Genomic DNA, 15,684 nt, shown 5'->3' on the forward strand with positions numbered 1-15,684 from the left:
GCGGCCGTCCCGTGACCTACGACCCCGTCACCTACCGGGGCCGCAACACGGTCGAGCGGTTCTACAACCGCATCAAGCAATGGCGAGCACTCGCGACCCGCTACGACAAGCACGCCGTGATCTACCGTGGCGCGGTGGTGCTCGCCGCTCTGCTCGTGTGGGTCGAGAACTGACACGAGTACGTTTCCCTCATGGACTGGGTCGATGATCCGCTCGCACCGTGGAGAGCACTGGAGGCGCAGCGCGAAGCCCTACCACTCGAGGACCAGGCAGTCTTCATCCTCATCTGCGTCGAGAGCATCCTGTCGATGCACCCGGCACAAGACGGCGCTGGCCAGGCGTATCTCCACGCCATCTGGGACACGATCGGCGCAGACCGTTCAGAGCTCTCCACAATCGCCGAGGCCCTCGCCCACCGCCCAGACATCGACGACCACGACGAGCTGGCCGCCCTTCTCCATGCGGTCGAGGCCCTCCTCGGATCCCACGACGCCGCGGCATGGGGCGCCCGCCGCCTTCTCGACGACGCCTACGAACGCATCCCTAGAGACGGCAGCGACGCCTTCTTCCCACCGCTTGCCGATGACACGGCGCACGAAGTCGTCCAGGACGAGCTCCGCTGGCAGCGCTCGGTCCTCGCATCACTCAGCGCGAGCGACCAGCAGCGCGAATCGCAGACCTACGCGCGCAAGCACAGACTCGCGGCGCGGCCAGTCACGAGGGAGACGCGCCTTAGCGGCTCGTCATCGACACCCAGGACGATTGCGAAGGCGGAGGCTCCTACGAGTCGGTCGTGTGCTCTGTATGCAACTTACGCTCCGAGATCAGGAGACACGACGTAACCCCAGTGTGAATCAATCGTGCACAGGAGTTAGTTTCTGTATACGGTTGATTCTACGCTGTCAGGAGCGAGGCCCCAACGATGAGCGGTGCACGCGAGCACGATCAACGGCCCGAGGGGGCGACCGCTGTGACGCGCTGGTCCGAGGTCGTCGGAAGCGGCCTGAGCGCCGGCAAGGCGCATCAGATCCTCACCGACCCGACGAAGTACGAGCGCATCGGGCACGGACTGTACCGATCACTCGACCTGCCGCCCGTCGACACGGACCTCGTGGAGATCGCCGCTCGCGCCCCGCGTGCCACGTTGTGCCTCGCGAGCGCCCTCGCCTGGCACGGCCTCACCGACGAGATCCCCATGACGTACGACCTGGCCGTCCCCCGCGGAACCCGCCCCCCGGCGCTCCGTGCAGGTGTGACGTTCCACCGCTTCGACGCGGCGACCTATGTCGTCGGTCGCCAGTCGCACCCACTGCCCGACGAGCCCGACCTCGCGATCTGGGTCTACTCCCCGGAACGAACCATCGCCGACCTCTTCCGGCTCCCGCATCGCGGCGACGAGGCGGTCGCCGCGACGAAGCAGTGGTTGCGCGGTCGCGGCAACTCGCCGGCACGGCTCCTCGACGTGGGGCGGCAACTGCCCCGGGCCGAGAAGGCACTGCGCACCGCGTTGAGCATCCTCGCATGACGACGGACATGGACGTCCTGCGGGCTCTGCGCGCAGAGGCTCGGCGCCGAGGACGGAACCTCGGCGAGCTCCTCGTCCTCTACGGGCTCGAACGGACGCTCGACCGGCTCACCCGGACCGAGTACGCCGATGCGTTCATCCTCAAGGGCGGCGTGCTGCTCGCGGCGTTCGACCAACGCCGCGTGACCCGGGACATCGACCTGCAGGCGACGGCGATCGAGCTCTCCCCTGCTCTGCTGGTCGAGGTGGTCCGAGCGATCGCCGCGGTGGAGACCGACGACGGCCTGGTGTTCGACGACGCCATGCCTCGGGTCGAGGTCATTCGGGAGGACGCCGAGTACGAAGGCCTGCGCGCCCTGTGCACGGCCACGCTCGGGCGGTCACCTGTTCGCGTCCAGCTCGATGTATCCACCGGAGACCCCGTCTGGCCTGCACCACAGCGTGTCGTGGTCCCCGGACTGCTGGGGGACGACGTGACGATCATGGGACACCCGATGCCGACGGTCGTCGCCGAGAAGTCCGTGACCATCCTCCAGCGCGGAACCACCAGCACGCGCTGGCGGGACTACGTCGACATCGTCAACCTGGCTCGCGCTCATGCCTTCGCCGCCGGGGATCTCCGGACCGCGGCACGCGCCGTCGCGGAGCACCGCGGTGAGGAGCTCCGGCCCCTCGCAGCGAGCGTCGCCGGGTACGGTGACGTCGCGCAAGGCAAGTGGGCCGCATGGCGGACGACGAACGACCTCGTCCACCGTTCCGCGGCACACCTCGACGACCAGATGTCCGCCATCGTCCAGTTCATCGACCCCGTCTACGCGGGCGAGAGCGCGGAGGACAGCATCTGGAACCCCGACTCCCAGGCGTGGGAGCGCCCGTCCGACACGTCGAAGGCAGGCCGATGAGCGTCCACACCGAGTCCGCGTTCGAGTCGAGCATCGAGGCGCATTTCGTCGCCCACGGGTGCGGATCGCTGCCCCCGGAAGTTACGACCGCGAGTCCGGGCTCTTCCCCGACGAGCTGCTCGGGTTGGTCGAGAAGTTCCAGCCGCATGAGTAGCGCCTACTCGTCACCCGGCTGGAAGTGGACGGATCGGCCCGCACACGCCTCGTCGAGCACGTCGTTTCACTGATCGATCACCGCGGCACGCTCAGCGTCTCGCGCGACGCGATCAAGGTCTCGGGTCAAACCTCGCAGCAACACCTGGTCTACGCCCAGCTCGGCCGCGCACGCGAGCGCTTCGAGCTGCGGGAACCGGACGAGCAGCAGCAGTTCCGCGAGACCCTCACGGCGTACGTGCGCGCGTACACGTTCCTCGCCCAGGTCATGACCTGGACCGATCGCGACCTCGAACGCCTGTACCTCTTCGGCAAAGCGCTCCTCACGCAGCTCCCCTCGCGGAGTCGGACCCCGTGCCGCTGGTCTCCGACCAGGTCGAGCTCACGCACCTGCGTACCGCTCTCACCGCGGAGGAGGAGAACGCCGCCCTCGACCAGGGAGACGACACGCCCGGGGACGCGCTGCCCGGCGGTGGCAAGGGCGGGCAGGACCCCCTGGTCGACAAGCTCTCCGCACTCGTCGAGCGGCTCAACGACAAGTTCGGTGTCGGCACGACGGAGGCCGACAAGGTCTGGTTCGAGCAGCAGCGCCTGGAGATCGAGTCCGACGACGAGCTGCGGGTCGTCGCGCTCCACAACAGTCGCGACGCGTTCGAGCTGGTCCTCAAGGAGAAGGTGCCGCACCATGTCGCGGCCAGGCACGCGGAGAACGGCAAGATGTTCGAGATGTTCTTCAACCAGCCGCGCTTCCAGCAGCTGGTGCTCGAGTATCTGAGCGAGTCCTACGACACGTTCCGCGCCGAGACGAACGCCTAGCGTCGGCTACGACGTGCTGACGTGCACGTGGTCGTAGTGGTTGGCCGTGGCGCCGCCGCGGTCCTCCATCCACTCCCACGCGCCCGCGGGGGTGCCCGCGTGCCAGATCCGCTGCTCGTAGATGACGTACGTGACACCGAGCGCGCCGGCGTTGGCCTGCACGTAGTTCGCGATGTCCCAGCCGGCGGCGCCGGAGACCATGACGTCGACGGCGCGGCCGGAGCCGTGGTCGCCGCTGTCGCCGGGGCGCAGTCCGCCGTACGAGCCGACCTGCGGGAACGCGGCGCACACCGCGCGATACACGGCGATCGCGTTGGCCCGCAGGCCCGACTCGATCCCGGCGCTGACGCCGCACGCGGCACCCGACGGGCCGGCCGGGGCCGCGGGCTGCGCCACGGGCTCGGAGTCGGCGAGGAAGTCCGCGCTGATCCAGGCGGCGGCGCCGTCCCAGACCACCTGGCGGTACCCGCCCTCGGTCGCCCCGGTCACGTCGACCGCGGTCCCGGAGGCCGTGGTCGTGACCTTCTCGGCGTCGGCGGACGGGCCGGAGCGCACGTTCACGGCGTCCGTGGTCCACATCTTCCCGGTCGGCACGGGCACGGGCTCCGGGGTCGGCTCGGCCTCCGCCGCGGGGATCACCTCGGGCACCGGGTCCGGGGCGGGCTCCGCGACCTGCTCGGTGGCGGGCGCCGGGGCGGCCGACCGCGTCGCGGTCGGCGCTCCGAGGGCGGACCGCGCACCCGAGCGGCTGGCCGCCGCGGCCTCGCGCTCGGCGGCGGGCCCGGACGCGGACCGCGCCAGCGGCTCCAGCTCGGACTCGGACCCGTCCGCGGCCTGGGGGCCGGAGCCGAGGACGCCCGCACCGATCAGGGTGACCATCGCGAGCGCCGGGAGCCGCATCGAGCGGACCGCAGGGGCGGGCCGGCGGGCCGTGCGCGCGCTGCGCACCCGCGGGGTCGGGGCGGCGCTGTGGCGGCCACGAGGCATGAGGCGCTCCCGGGAGGTCGGGGTCAGGACGCGCCAGTGTAACCAAACCGTTATCGTCGCCGTCCAGCCGCGTCGCCCGGGGCGACTACCCAGGTCCCTCGGACGTGCCGCCTACGGCATGCCCGTCCAGGAGATGATGTGGACCGGATACCGCGAGGTGGAGCGCAGGGTCAGCCGGCCCTGGAAATCGCGCGACGGCCGGAGGTACACGACCCGCGTCCCGTTCTTCGGCGCATAGGTGTCAACGCGGCCGATGTTCGTCGAACCCACGTAGACGTCCATGTTGCCCTGTCGAGGACCGGTCCTCACGTAGAGTCGCAGCGACCCTCCGGTGACCCAGTGCGTGGAGGGGAGCGAGCGACCCGGTTGCACCTCCGCCCAGTCGTTCTCCAGTGCTCGCGCGCTGAAGCGGTAGGGCGGGCTCCACGCGAGCCAGCTCCCGAGCATGACCGCCGTCGTGCAACGCTCCGACGACCACGCACCGACGTTCCCTGCTGCATCCCGCGCCCTGACACGGACACACCGGGTACCTCCGGCGTTGACGACCGACTCAGGCGTCGGGTCGGTCTCCCGGTAGCTCACCACCGCGTTTCCCCATCCGGCCTCGTACTCCTTCGGACTGCCGAGATAGGCCTGCACCGAGTTGAAGTGTCGCTCCCAGAGGTCGTAGGAGACGACCTGGTCGTCGTCCGTCGCGCGCCAGGTCAAGGGGTAGTCGGCGCGCGAGTGGTTCCCCGCTCCGATGAGACGCGGTGCGGTGACGGTGGCCCTCGTCGGGGCGGTGCCGTCGACGTACCCGCACGGCGGGAACGCCCACGCGCTGAGGTTCCCCGCACGATCGCGCGCCCGGACCGCGAAGCACACGTGGTCCGAGGCCTCGAGCCCGATGGAGAGCGACGTCGCCGTGGTCCCCTGCCACTCGGCAGGACGGATCCACGGCCCGTACCCCTGCCCGGTGACGCCGATCTTGTACACGACGTCGTACGTGGCGACCCCGCTCCCCCCGTCACGGGCGGCGTAGTCGACGGGCACCGTCGCACGTCCTGAGACGGCACGGACCACAGAGGGTGAGCTCGCCTGGACCAAGGGGGGACGCACGTCTGCCGCGGCCGCGACGCCGGAAGGTACACCGGCCGAGGCGGGAGGTCCTGCGTCCACGAGGCCCACCCCGATCACGGAGAGGACCACGGTGAGGGCGAGCCGGCCGATGGCCGGCCGCCGAGCAGGCAAGATCCAGGACATGCACCCTCCGCAGGGTCGGCGCATCGGCTCAGATGCCGGCGGTCGACGGCGAGCCGCTGCGGGCGTCGACAGGGTACACGTAGGGAGGACGTGCCTGTACGAGCGCCCGTGTCTCAACGCTCGCCGCCGACGGCACGCGCTACGCGGGGCGCGTCCCCCGGTGCAGCGCGACGACGCCGCCCGACAGGTTGCGGTACGCGACGGAACCCCACCCGGCGCGCAGCAGCAGGCGGCCCAGACCGACCTGGTCGGGCCACGCGGCGATGGACTCCGCGAGGTACTCGTACGACCCGCCCTCGCGCGTGACCGCCGCCGCGACCCGCGGCAGCGCCCGCACGAGGTACTCCTGGTAGAGCACGCGGAACGGCGCCCACGTGGGGGTCGAGAACTCGCAGATTACCACGCGGCCCCCGGGGCGCACGACGCGCAGCATCTCCCGCAGCGCACCCTCGGTGTCGACGACGTTGCGCAGCCCGAACGAGATCGTCACCGCGTCGAACGTGGCGTCGGCGAACGGCAGGCGCGTCGCGTCGCCCGCGACGAACGGCAGGTCCGGGCGGCGCTCCTTGCCCACCCGGAGCATCCCGAGGGAGAAGTCGCACGGGACGACCCGCACGCCGTCGTCCGCGAACGGCTCCGAGGACGTGCCCGTGCCCGCCGCGAGGTCGAGGACCTTCTCGCCCGGCATCGCGCCCACGGCACGCACGGTCGCGCGGCGCCACGCCCGGTCCTGCCCGAGCGACAGGATGTCGTTCGTGAGGTCGTAGCGACGGGCGATGCCGTCGAACATCGAGGCGACCTCGGTGGGCTTCTTGTCCAGGTTGGCGCGGGGCATGGGGCCCATGCTTCCACGCGCCCGCGCCCGCGCGCTTACGCTGGGGAACGATGACCGCTGAACCGTCGGCCCCGGCCGCCCCGCCCCACCCCCTCGTCGTGCGGACCACCCGCATCGACGACCTGCCGGGCGGACCCGCCGCGCTGGTCGACCTCCTGCCCGACACCCGGCCGCTCGCGTGGGTCCGCCGCGGCGACGGACTGGTCGCGTGGGGCGAGGCGCTGCGGCTGGAGGCCTGGGGACCCGGCAGGTTCGCGGACGCGGAGGCCGCGTGGCACGAGACGCTGTCGCGCGTCGTCGTGCGCGACGAGGTGGGGCTGCCCGGCACCGGCCCGGTCGCGTTCGGCACGTTCGCGTTCGACGACTCCGACCCCGGGGACGACTCCCACGAGCCCGTCCGGGCCGGGGGCGTCCTCGTCGTCCCCCGCGTCGTGGTGGGCCGCCGGGACGGCGTCACCTGGCTCACGACCGTCGACACCGCCGGGTCGCTCGCGTCGTCGCCGTCCGCGGCCCTCGCCCGCACCCCGCGGGCCCCGGTGACCGCCCCGGGCGACGTCACGTGGCGCGACGGCGCGCTGGGGCCCGACGACTGGGCCGCCGTCGTCGCCGAGGGGGTCGAGCGGATACGCGCGGGCGCGCTGGAGAAGGTCGTCCTCGCGCGCGACGTCGTGGCGCACGCGAGCGAGCCCGTCGACCCCCGCTGGCTCCTGGGTCGTCTCGCCGCGGGCTACGCGTCGTGCTGGACGTTCTCCGTCGACGGCATGGTGGGCGCCACGCCGGAGCTGCTCGTGCGCAGCGAGAAGGGGCTCGTGACGTCCCGCGTGCTCGCGGGCACCATCCGCCGGGCCGGGCTGTCCGACGACGAGGCGCTGCTCCGCGCGGCCCAGCTCGCCCGGTCCTCGAAGGACCTGGAGGAGCACGAGTACGCGGTGGCGTCCGTCGCGCACGCCCTCGACCCGTTCTGCTCGTCGATGAACGTCCCCGACGCCCCGTTCGTGCTGCACCTGCCGAACGTCATGCACCTCGCCTCCGACGTCACCGGCGTCCTCGCGCGCGGGAGCGGGGCGCGCCCGGCACCCGAGCCGACGAGCCTCGCGCTCGCCGCCGCCCTGCACCCGTCCGCCGCCGTGTGCGGCACCCCGACCGAGGCCGCGAACGACCTCATCCGCGAGATCGAGGGCATGGACCGCGGCCGGTACGCCGGACCCGTGGGGTGGCTCGGCAGCGACGGCGACGGCGAGTGGGGCATCGCCCTGCGCTCCGCGGAGCTGTCCGCGACCGACCCCCGCACCGTGCGGCTCTTCGCCGGGTGCGGCATCGTCGCCGCGTCCGACCCCGCCGCGGAGGTCGCCGAGTCCGAGGCCAAGCTCGAGCCGCTGCGGTACGCGCTCGGCTCCTGACGACAGCCGCTCCGGGACCGCCGCACGGGATCGTCACCACCGCGACCGGAGGGCCGGGGGACGGACGTCCCTGTCGGGGGCGGGCGACCCGCTGCTAGGTTCGCGAAGGTGTCCGATTCCTCCCTTCCTCCCGGTGCGCCGCCCCGCGACGCGACCGGTGTCCTCGTCCGCCGCGCGACCGTCGCCGACCGCGACGCCGTACGAGCCCTCGTCCCCGCGCTCGGGCGCGAGGAGCCCGAGCCCCGCGCGTTCGACGCGTCGTTCGGCCCGCTGCTCGCGGCCCTCGACACGTACCTCGCCGTCGCGGAGCTCCCGCACGCGGGCGTCGTCGGGTACGTGCTCGCGAACCGGCACCTGAGCCTCGCCGAGAACGGGGCGGTGTGCCGCGTCGAGGAGGTCGCCGTCGACCCCGCCCACCGGCGCGGCGGCCTGGGCCGGGCACTGCTCGACGCCGCCGAGACCTGGGCCGCCGAGGCGGGCGCCCGACGGGTCGGCATCGTCGCGGGTCGCTGCCGCGAGCTCGCGCTCGCCACCGGGCACGAACGGACCGCCGAGTACTTCAGCAGGACGCTCACGCCCCACCAGGACGGCGGCGGGGCCGGCCCCGACGCCGCCGCGTGGGACGGCCCGGTCCTGCCCGACGGCGCCCGGGCCTGACCCGGGGACGCCGGAGGCCGGCACGGAACAGGTCCGTGCCGGCCTCGTCGGCGGCGGCGCGAGGGGACGTCGCGCCGGGCCGCCGTCCCGCAGCGCCGGAGGGGGGAGCCGGCGCCCGGGAGATCGTGGGGTCGCGTCAGCCGCGACCGCCGAAGAACCAGTCGAACGGGTTCGGCACGTTGCCGGGGTCGCTCGGGTCGGTCTCCTGACCCTGCTGGCCGTCCTGCTGACCCTGGTCGCCCTGCCCGTCCTCGCCCGGGACCGTGCCCTCGCCGGAACCGGAGCCGGAGAGCTCGTCGTCGGCGGGCCGGGTGGCGAGGGTGACGTCGACGTCCTGCGTCGCACCGTCGCGCACCACCGTCACGGTCGCCTGCGCGCCCGCGGTCAGCTCGCGCACGAACGCCGTGAGGGACTCCGCCCCGCCGACCGCGTCGCCGTCGATCGCGACGATCACGTCACCGGCCTGGATGCCCGCCTCGGCGGCCGGCGAGCCGTCGGTCACCTGCTCGACCTGCGCGCCACGACGCGTGACGCCGTCGGACGTCGCCGTCGCGTCGGAGAGGGTCACCCCGAGGAACGCGTGCTCCGCCGTCCCGTTCTCCACGAGCTGCTGCGAGATCGTCTTCGCCAGGTTCACCGGGATGGCGAAGCCCAGACCGATCGACCCCGACTGGCTCGTGCCGCTCGACAGCGTCGCGATGGACGACGTGATGCCGATGACACGGCCCTGCGCGTCGAACAGCGGGCCACCCGAGTTCCCCGGGTTGATCGCCGCGTCGATCTGGATCGCGTTCGTCACGACCGACGTCCCGCCCGTCGTGCCCGACGCCGAGACCGGCCGATCCACGGCGGACACGATGCCCGTCGTCGCCGTGTTGGCCAGACCGAGCGGGTTGCCCACCGCGAGCACCGACTCGCCCACGGTCACGTCGTCGGAGTCGCCCAGCGTCGCGGGCTGCAGGTCGTCCGGGGCGTCCTGGATCTGCACGACGGCGAGGTCCGTCGCCGGGTCGAGGCCGACGATCGTCGCCTCGAACAGGCGCCCGTCGTTCAGCGTGACCTGCACGGTGTCGTCGACGGCGCCCTCGACGACGTGGTTGTTCGTCACCACGTGGCCCGCGTCGTCGACGATGACGCCCGAGCCCTCGCCGCCGCCGGACTGCGTCTGGACCTGGATCGCGACGACCGACGGCGCGACCGCCGTGGTCACGGCCTCCCAGTCCGGGTTCTGCGAGCTGGAGCTCGACACGGGCGCGGCCGACTGCTCCTCGCTGCGCCCCACGTCGGCGAGCGACGTCGGGGTGGAGTCGTCGTCGAGGGCCAGCACGAGACCGGCGGTCGCGAGGCTCGCGACGAGGGCGGCGGCGGCCGCGGCGCTCACCACGGGGACCCAGGTGCGACGGCGCTCGGACCCGTGGCCCGAGGCGCCCGACGTCGCGGGCGGGGCGGGGGGTGCGGGCAGCACCGTGCCGTACGGACCCGACGCCGCGGGCGCCGCGTACGGCTGGGCGCCGAACGCCGCACCCTGCTGCGGGTGGTGCGGGTTCTGGTGGTGCGCGGCCTGCTGGTGCAGGGCGTTCGACGGCGCGGGGCCCTGCTGCGGCGCGCTGACCTGCTGCACGACCTGGGCCGGGAGCGGCTCGGTGGGCCGAGCCTGCGGGTGCGCCTGCTGGTCGGCCTGCCGGGGTGTCGCGTCGACGGCGGCCGCGCGGTCGGCGGCACCGGGCGTCCCGGACAGCGGCGTCGTGGGGGTGGGCTGGGCGAGCGGCGTGGTGGGGGTGTCGTTCGACATGTGGGCCTCCTCGTTCTGCCCACTACTTCACACCGTGGCCCTTGAACGGGGCTTGAACGTTCCTGGGAGTTCGCTGCGAATCTGCGAGTGACGCACTTCCGTTCGAGAGATGCGCCTCGGGTCGAGAGATGCGCTCCGAGGTGCATCACCCGGCCCGGAGTGCGTCGCTCGCCGGGCGCCGTCGGTCAGCGGACGGTCGCGTCCTCGACCGCGGCCCGCACGGCGTCGGCGAGCGCCACCCCCGCGGCCCGCCGCCCCGACCGGTCGACCCGCGCCTCCACCACCTCGACCCCGCGCGCGGGCGCGTCGAGAGCCCGGCGCAGCGCCGCGACGTCGGGCACGAGCGTGTGGCGGACCCCGTACCCCGCGCACAGCAGCGCGAGGTCCGCGCCGTGCGGCGTCGCGAAGACGCGCTCGAAGGTGCGCGTGGCCGCCGCGGACCGCTCCCCCAGCCCGCCGGGCTCCAGGCCCGCGAAGATGGACCCGCCGTCGTCGTTCACGACCACGAGCCGCAGGTCGACGGGCGGTTCGTCCGGACCGCGCAGCAGTCCCCCGACGTCGTGGAGGAACGTCAGGTCGCCGAGCAGCGCGCGCACCCGCCGCCCCGGGGTCGCGAGCGCCACGCCGAGCGCCGTCGACACGGTGCCGTCGATCCCCGCCAGGCCCCGGTTCGCGACGACGGTCGGCAGGTCGGCCGGAGCCGCGTCCAGCAGGCCGAGGACGAGGCCGAGGTCGCGGACGGGGCTGGACGCGCCGACGACGAGGACGTCGTCGGGGCCGCACGACTCGACGACGGCGCGCGCGACGGCCGGGCCGTCGGGGTCCCCCTGGCCCGTGGTCGCGGCGTCCACGACGTCCGCCGCGGCGCGGCTCGCGGCCTGCCAGCGCGCGAGGAACGCCACGTCGTGCGGGGCACCGGGCCGCAGCCAGGCGTCGGGCACGGCGGGCAGCACGGTCGTGGCGTTGCGCGCGGCGTCCGGCCAGGGCCCGCCCCCGGGGGCGACCACGGTGACGTCGACGTCGGGCCGGGCGAGGAGGCGCTGCACGGGTCTGCTGAGGGTCGCCCGGCCGAGCACGACGACGTGCTCGACGTCGTCGGCCAGTCCCCGCGCGCCGAGGACGAGAGGGTGCGCGACGACGTGGTGCGGTCCTCCCGCGGCCCCGGAGGACGGCTCGGCGAGCAGCGGCCACCCGCGCGCGGCAGCCAGGCCGCGGGCGACGTCACCGGCGCGGTCGCCCGCGACGAGGAGCGTGCGGCCGGGCGGTGCGGGGACGTCGGGCGCGCGGACGACCGGCGGCACGACGACCGGTGCTCCCGGCGTGCCCGCCACCGTGCCCGCCACCGTGCCCGCCTCCGTGCCCGCCATCCTGCCGTCCGGCGCCGGGGCGAGCGCCGCGGGGACCGGCGCCGCGGCGTCGGGCTCGGCGGGCACGAGCGGGTCGCGGAACGCGAGGTTGACGTGCACGGGCCCGGGGCGGCCGTCGCGCGCGCCCGTGGCCGCGGCGAGGGCACGGGTCGTCGCCGCGACGAGGTCGGCGGCCTCGCCGGGCCGGCCGTCGGGCGCGGGGTGGTCGACGACGAGGCGCACGGCCCCGGCGAACAGGCCGACCTGGTCCGTGGTCTGGTTCGCGCCGGTCCCGCGCAGCTCGTGCGGGCGGTCGGCGGTGAGGAGCACGAGGGGGACGCCCGCGTGGTGCGCCTCGAGCACCGCCGGGTGGAGGTTCGCGACGGCCGTGCCGGACGTCGTGACGACGGCGACCGGACGCGGCAGGCGCGTCCCGCCGGGCCCGTCGAGGGGCGCAGCACCACGGGACAGCCCGAGCGCGCAGAACGCCGCGGACCGCTCGTCGACGCGCACGTGCAGCGCGAGCAGCCCCGCGTCCGCCGCGGCGGCGACGGCGTAGGCGAGCGGCGCGGACCGCGAGCCGGGCGCGAGCACGACGTCGCGCACCCCGGCCGCGACGAGCGCCGCGACCAGGGCGCGCGCGCACTCGACGGAGGGGGCCTCGGCCGCCGGGCCGGCGTCGGGCGCGGAGCCGCTCACCGGTCGCCCCCCTCGACGCCGGCGACGCGCACCCCGGACGCGCCGCCTCGCACGGGACGGCCGAGCGACTCGACGCGTGCGAGCCGGTCGAGCCAGCGGTGCTCGACGTCCTCGTCCGCCCGTGTGACGGCGAGCCCGGCGGGCGAGGGCTCGGGCCGCAGGACGGAAAGGGTGCCGCCGACGGGCAGCAGCGGCGCGGCGGTGACGTCCGCGGCGAGGAGCTGGACCGTCGCGAGGCCGCACGCGTACGGCAGGTCCGGCAGCGCCGCCGCGAGCGCCACGCCCGCAGCGATCCCGATCGACGTCTCGAGCGCCGACGACACGACGACGGGGACGCCGACCTGTGCGGCGAGGTCGAGGCACGCGCGGACGCCGCCGAGGGGCTGCACCTTGAGGACCACGACGTCGGCGGCGTCGGCACGGACCACGGCGAGGGGGTCCTCGGCGCGGCGCACGGACTCGTCCGCGGCGACGGGCACGGCGGTGTCGCCGTGCTGCCCGCGGCGCACGGCGGCGAGGCCGGGGACGTCGGCGCAGGGCTGCTCGACGTACTCCAGGCCACCTGCGGCACGGTCGAGGTGGGGCAGGCGGCGCAGCGCGTCGTCGGGGTCCCAGGCGCCGTTGGCGTCGACGCGCACGCGACCGCCGGGGCCGAGGGCGTCGCGCACGGCCTCGAGCCGGGCGACCTCGTCCGCGAGGGGCTCGGGGCGGCCCTGGGCGTCGCGCTGGGCGACCTTGACCTTGGCGGTGCGACACCCGCCCGACGCCGCGACGATCGCCCGCGCGCTGTCCGGGCCGACGGCGGGGACGGTGACGTTCACGGGGACGGCGGTGCGGACCGGGTCGGGCCAGCCGTCGTCGGCGGCCTCGCGGGCGGCGCGCAACCAGGGGACGCACTCGGCGTCGTCGTAGTCCCAGAACGGGGAGAACTCGCCCCACCCGGCGTCGCCCCGCAGGAGCAGCCCGTCGCGGGCGTCGAGCCCTCGGAACCGTGTGGTGAGCGGGGTGCGGTAGACGACGGGCGGCACGTGGCTCAGGCTACGCCGACGCGGCGCGCCCGGCCGCCCGCGAGGTCGGGGGCGCGGACGTCACGGACACGGGGCCACGGGCGGGGAGCTCACGGGCGGGGGCCGAGGAGCTCGACGAGGAGCCGGACGGCGAGGGCCCGGACGTCGCGACCCTCGCTGAGGGCGCTCACGGCGGCGCCGTCGACGACGGCGACGACGAGCCCGGGGTTCGGGGCGTCACCGCCCAGCACGGCGAGGACGTGGGCGACGGCCGCGTCGAGCCGACCGCGACCGTCGGCGTAGGCCCGGGCGAGGGCGGGGTGGCGCCCGGCGCCGACGAGGTGCTCGTAGAAGCCGCGGACCTCCGACTCGCCGCCGGGGGGTAGCACCGCGTCGACGAGCACCCGCGCGTCGGTCTCGGCGTCGCGGGCGCCCGTCGACGCACGGTCGATGGCCCGCTCCGCGGCCTCGGCGGCGTGCGCGGCCCAGCCTGCGACGATCTGCTGCCCGGCGGCGCCGACGAGGTCGTCGAGGCCGGTGAAGTAGTACGTGGTCGCGGCGAGCGGGACGCCCGCCGCGACGGCGACGGCGCGGTGGGTCGCCGCGGCGGGCCCCTCGGCGAGGATGAGCTGCGCGGCGGCGTCGACGATGGCGTCGCGCCGCGCTGCACCGCGTGCCTGGCGCCGCGGCTCGCCGCGGCCGGGCTCGGCAGTCGTCGTCTCGACCATCAGTGACCTCCACCGGACAGGTTCGGACCGTTCGCGACGAGGAGCACGGGCGGACGGGCGTGGGGACGCCGACCTCGTCGTCGAACAGGACGAGGGCGAGGATAGCCGTCGGGGCCGCGCCGACGCCCGCGGGCGGACGGAGCGGGCTCGCACGGTCCGGTGCCGTGGCCGTCAGGTCCGGGCCGGGGCTCGGGGCGCCACGGCGCGCAGCGTCCGCCCGACGACCTCCAGCTGCTCCTCCCGGAGCCTCGCCGTGCCGAGCACGACACCGTGCCGAGGGCGGCCCGCGTACGTCGAGCCCAGCGGGAGCACCGGGACGCCGCGCGCTCCGAGCGCCTCGACCGCCGAGGTCTCCGCGGCCTGCGAGCCCAGCTCGACGACGACGTGCAGGCCGGCGTCGACCCCCCGCACCCGCAGCCCCGGCGCGTGCTCCGCGAGCGCCGCGAGCAGCACGCCGCGCCGCCGACGGTAGGTCGCGCGCACGCCGCGCACGTGCCGCCCGTACGCTCCGCCGTCCAGGAGCGCGGCGAGCGCGGCCTGCTCGGGCACGGAGCATCCCAGGTCGGCGCGGGCCTTGGCCCGGACCAGCGGGTCGACGAGGGCGGGCGGCGCGACGACCCAGCCGAGCCGGAGCGCCGGCGAGAGGAGCTTGGAGACGGATCCCAGGAGCACGACGCGCTCGGGGTCCATCGCTTGGAGCGCGGCCACGGGCCTGCGGTCGTAGCGGAGCTCGGCGTCGTAGTCGTCCTCGAGGACGTACCGCCCCGCTGCGGCCCACGCGACGAGCGCGCGCCTGCGCTGCGGAGCCAGGACCGCGCCGAGCGGGAACTGGTGCGCGGGGGTGACGAGCGCCGCGGCGGCGTCCGGGAGGTCGTCGACACGGAGGCCGTGGTCGTCCACCGGCACGGGCACGGTGCCCAGCCCGGCCGCGCGGAGGAGGTCGACCGCCCCCGGTGACGAGGGCTCCTCCACGACGACCCGGCGGGAGGCCGAGCCGGTCGACCGTTCCGCGAGGATCTCGGCGAGCAGCGTGATCCCCTGGGCGACCCCGGAGACCACGACGACGTCCCGGGCCCGGACGCGGGCACCCCGCGCCGCGCGCAGGTGCGCGGCGAGCGCCTCGCGGAGCGCGAGGAGGCCCTGAGGGTCCGGGTAGCCGAGGTCGGCGTCCGGGAGCGTGCTGGTCGCCGCCCGCACCGCGCGCAGCCATGCCGCCCGCGGGAAGAGGGACGGGTCGGGTGTCCCCACGCTCGGCGGACGGACCGTCCGCCCGCCCGCAGCCCGGTGCGCGGTGTCCGACGGCGCGGCTGCCACCGGCGCGACCACGAGGGCCGATCGCGGACGGCTGAGGAGCAGCCCGTCGCCCACGAGGAGGTCGAGCGCGGAGGTGACGGTGCCCCGTGCCACCGCGAGCGTCGCGGCGACGTCACGTCCGGACGGGAGCGCGGTCCCCGCGTCGAGCCTGCCCGTGAGGATCGCGGTGCGCACTCCTTCCTCGACCCACCGGCCGAGCCCGCGTCGGGGCCGGGGGCCGAGCAGCACGAGCAGGGACTCGGGGTCCAGACGGACGCTCATCTGGACCAGTGAACCAGACG

General features: G+C 75.0%; 14 protein-coding genes. 6 read left to right on the forward strand and 8 right to left on the reverse strand.

Annotated elements, in window-relative coordinates; all coding sequences use genetic code 11:
* The first annotated feature begins 191 nt into the window (after positions 1–191).
* The 4 genes from LGQ04_RS16590 to LGQ04_RS16605 all read left to right on the forward strand — a co-directional run bounded on the left by LGQ04_RS16590 (position 192) and on the right by LGQ04_RS16605 (position 3,396).
* Positions 192–842: a hypothetical protein gene (locus tag LGQ04_RS16590; RefSeq protein WP_229245083.1), complete on the forward strand. Its 651-nt coding sequence runs from the start codon at positions 192–194 to the stop codon at positions 840–842.
* Between the two features lie 80 nt (positions 843–922).
* Positions 923–1,525, forward strand: a complete 603-nt coding sequence (locus LGQ04_RS16595; protein ID WP_229245084.1) for a type IV toxin-antitoxin system AbiEi family antitoxin domain-containing protein — start codon at positions 923–925, stop codon at positions 1,523–1,525.
* Entirely contained in the window at positions 1,522–2,427 is a 906-nt protein-coding gene (locus LGQ04_RS16600) for a nucleotidyl transferase AbiEii/AbiGii toxin family protein (protein ID WP_229245085.1), read from the forward strand. The genes LGQ04_RS16595 and LGQ04_RS16600 overlap by 4 nt, the downstream gene beginning before the upstream one ends.
* Positions 2,428–2,934: 507 nt before the next feature.
* Entirely contained in the window at positions 2,935–3,396 is a 462-nt protein-coding gene (locus LGQ04_RS16605) for a hypothetical protein (RefSeq protein ID WP_229245086.1), read from the forward strand.
* 6 nt (positions 3,397–3,402) lie between these two features.
* Here LGQ04_RS16605 and LGQ04_RS16610 read toward each other — a convergent pair whose 3' ends face one another.
* The 3 genes from LGQ04_RS16610 to LGQ04_RS16620 form a co-directional block, all read right to left on the reverse strand.
* Entirely contained in the window at positions 3,403–4,383 is a 981-nt protein-coding gene (locus tag LGQ04_RS16610; protein ID WP_229245087.1) for an SH3 domain-containing protein, read from the reverse strand.
* A gap of 111 nt (positions 4,384–4,494) precedes the next feature.
* Positions 4,495–5,415 carry a hypothetical protein gene (locus LGQ04_RS16615; protein ID WP_229245088.1) on the reverse strand — a complete coding sequence of 307 codons (921 nt, stop codon included), beginning with the start codon at positions 5,413–5,415 and terminating at the stop codon, positions 4,495–4,497.
* 349 nt (positions 5,416–5,764) lie between these two features.
* Positions 5,765–6,460 (reverse strand): demethylmenaquinone methyltransferase, encoded by a 696-nt coding sequence (locus tag LGQ04_RS16620; RefSeq protein ID WP_229245089.1) that lies wholly within the window; start codon positions 6,458–6,460, stop codon positions 5,765–5,767.
* 50 nt (positions 6,461–6,510) lie between these two features.
* Here LGQ04_RS16620 and LGQ04_RS16625 point away from each other — a divergent pair, with 50 nt between their 5' ends.
* The gene (locus tag LGQ04_RS16625) at positions 6,511–7,860 is read left to right on the forward strand and encodes an isochorismate synthase (protein ID WP_229245090.1); all 1,350 of its coding nucleotides are present in this window, start codon (positions 6,511–6,513) and stop codon (positions 7,858–7,860) included.
* A gap of 108 nt (positions 7,861–7,968) precedes the next feature.
* The gene (locus LGQ04_RS16630) at positions 7,969–8,517 is read left to right on the forward strand and encodes a GNAT family N-acetyltransferase (protein ID WP_229245091.1); all 549 of its coding nucleotides are present in this window, start codon (positions 7,969–7,971) and stop codon (positions 8,515–8,517) included.
* Positions 8,518–8,653: 136 nt separating this feature from the next.
* On the opposite strand, the gene LGQ04_RS16635 is transcribed toward LGQ04_RS16630, so the two are convergent.
* The 5 genes from LGQ04_RS16635 to pdxR all read right to left on the reverse strand — a co-directional run bounded on the left by LGQ04_RS16635 (position 8,654) and on the right by pdxR (position 15,664).
* Positions 8,654–10,309, reverse strand: a complete 1,656-nt coding sequence (locus LGQ04_RS16635) for a S1C family serine protease (RefSeq protein WP_229245092.1) — start codon at positions 10,307–10,309, stop codon at positions 8,654–8,656.
* A 185-nt stretch (positions 10,310–10,494) separates the two neighbouring features.
* Positions 10,495–12,354, reverse strand: coding sequence for a 2-succinyl-5-enolpyruvyl-6-hydroxy-3-cyclohexene-1-carboxylic-acid synthase (gene menD / locus LGQ04_RS16640; protein WP_229245093.1), 1,860 nt, complete (start codon positions 12,352–12,354; stop codon positions 10,495–10,497).
* Positions 12,351–13,391, reverse strand: coding sequence for an o-succinylbenzoate synthase (locus tag LGQ04_RS16645; protein WP_229245141.1), 1,041 nt, complete (start codon positions 13,389–13,391; stop codon positions 12,351–12,353). Before LGQ04_RS16645 ends, menD begins: the two co-directional genes overlap by 4 nt.
* 80 nt (positions 13,392–13,471) lie before the next feature.
* A complete protein-coding gene (locus LGQ04_RS16650) occupies positions 13,472–14,089 on the reverse strand; it encodes a TetR/AcrR family transcriptional regulator (protein WP_229245094.1) in 618 nt (205 codons plus the stop codon).
* Between the two features lie 171 nt (positions 14,090–14,260).
* The gene (pdxR, locus tag LGQ04_RS16655) at positions 14,261–15,664 is read right to left on the reverse strand and encodes a MocR-like pyridoxine biosynthesis transcription factor PdxR (protein WP_229245095.1); all 1,404 of its coding nucleotides are present in this window, start codon (positions 15,662–15,664) and stop codon (positions 14,261–14,263) included.
* Positions 15,665–15,684: the final 20 nt, after the last annotated feature.

This window comes from Cellulosimicrobium marinum (assembly GCF_020551945.1).
Taxonomy (GTDB): Bacteria; Actinomycetota; Actinomycetes; order Actinomycetales; family Cellulomonadaceae; genus Cellulosimicrobium; species Cellulosimicrobium marinum.

Coding starts and splice junctions, on each gene's coding strand:
- LGQ04_RS16590 (WP_229245083.1), top strand. CDS start 192: ATGGACTGGGTCGATGATCCGCTCGCACCGTGGAGAGCACTGGAGGCG.
- LGQ04_RS16595 (WP_229245084.1), top strand. CDS start 923: ATGAGCGGTGCACGCGAGCACGATCAACGGCCCGAGGGGGCGACCGCT.
- LGQ04_RS16600 (WP_229245085.1), top strand. CDS start 1,522: ATGACGACGGACATGGACGTCCTGCGGGCTCTGCGCGCAGAGGCTCGG.
- LGQ04_RS16610 (WP_229245087.1), bottom strand. CDS start 4,383: ATGCCTCGTGGCCGCCACAGCGCCGCCCCGACCCCGCGGGTGCGCAGC.
- LGQ04_RS16620 (WP_229245089.1), bottom strand. CDS start 6,460: ATGCCCCGCGCCAACCTGGACAAGAAGCCCACCGAGGTCGCCTCGATG.
- LGQ04_RS16625 (WP_229245090.1), top strand. CDS start 6,511: ATGACCGCTGAACCGTCGGCCCCGGCCGCCCCGCCCCACCCCCTCGTC.
- LGQ04_RS16635 (WP_229245092.1), bottom strand. CDS start 10,309: ATGTCGAACGACACCCCCACCACGCCGCTCGCCCAGCCCACCCCCACG.
- LGQ04_RS16650 (WP_229245094.1), bottom strand. CDS start 14,089: ATGGTCGAGACGACGACTGCCGAGCCCGGCCGCGGCGAGCCGCGGCGC.
- pdxR (WP_229245095.1), bottom strand. CDS start 15,664: ATGAGCGTCCGTCTGGACCCCGAGTCCCTGCTCGTGCTGCTCGGCCCC.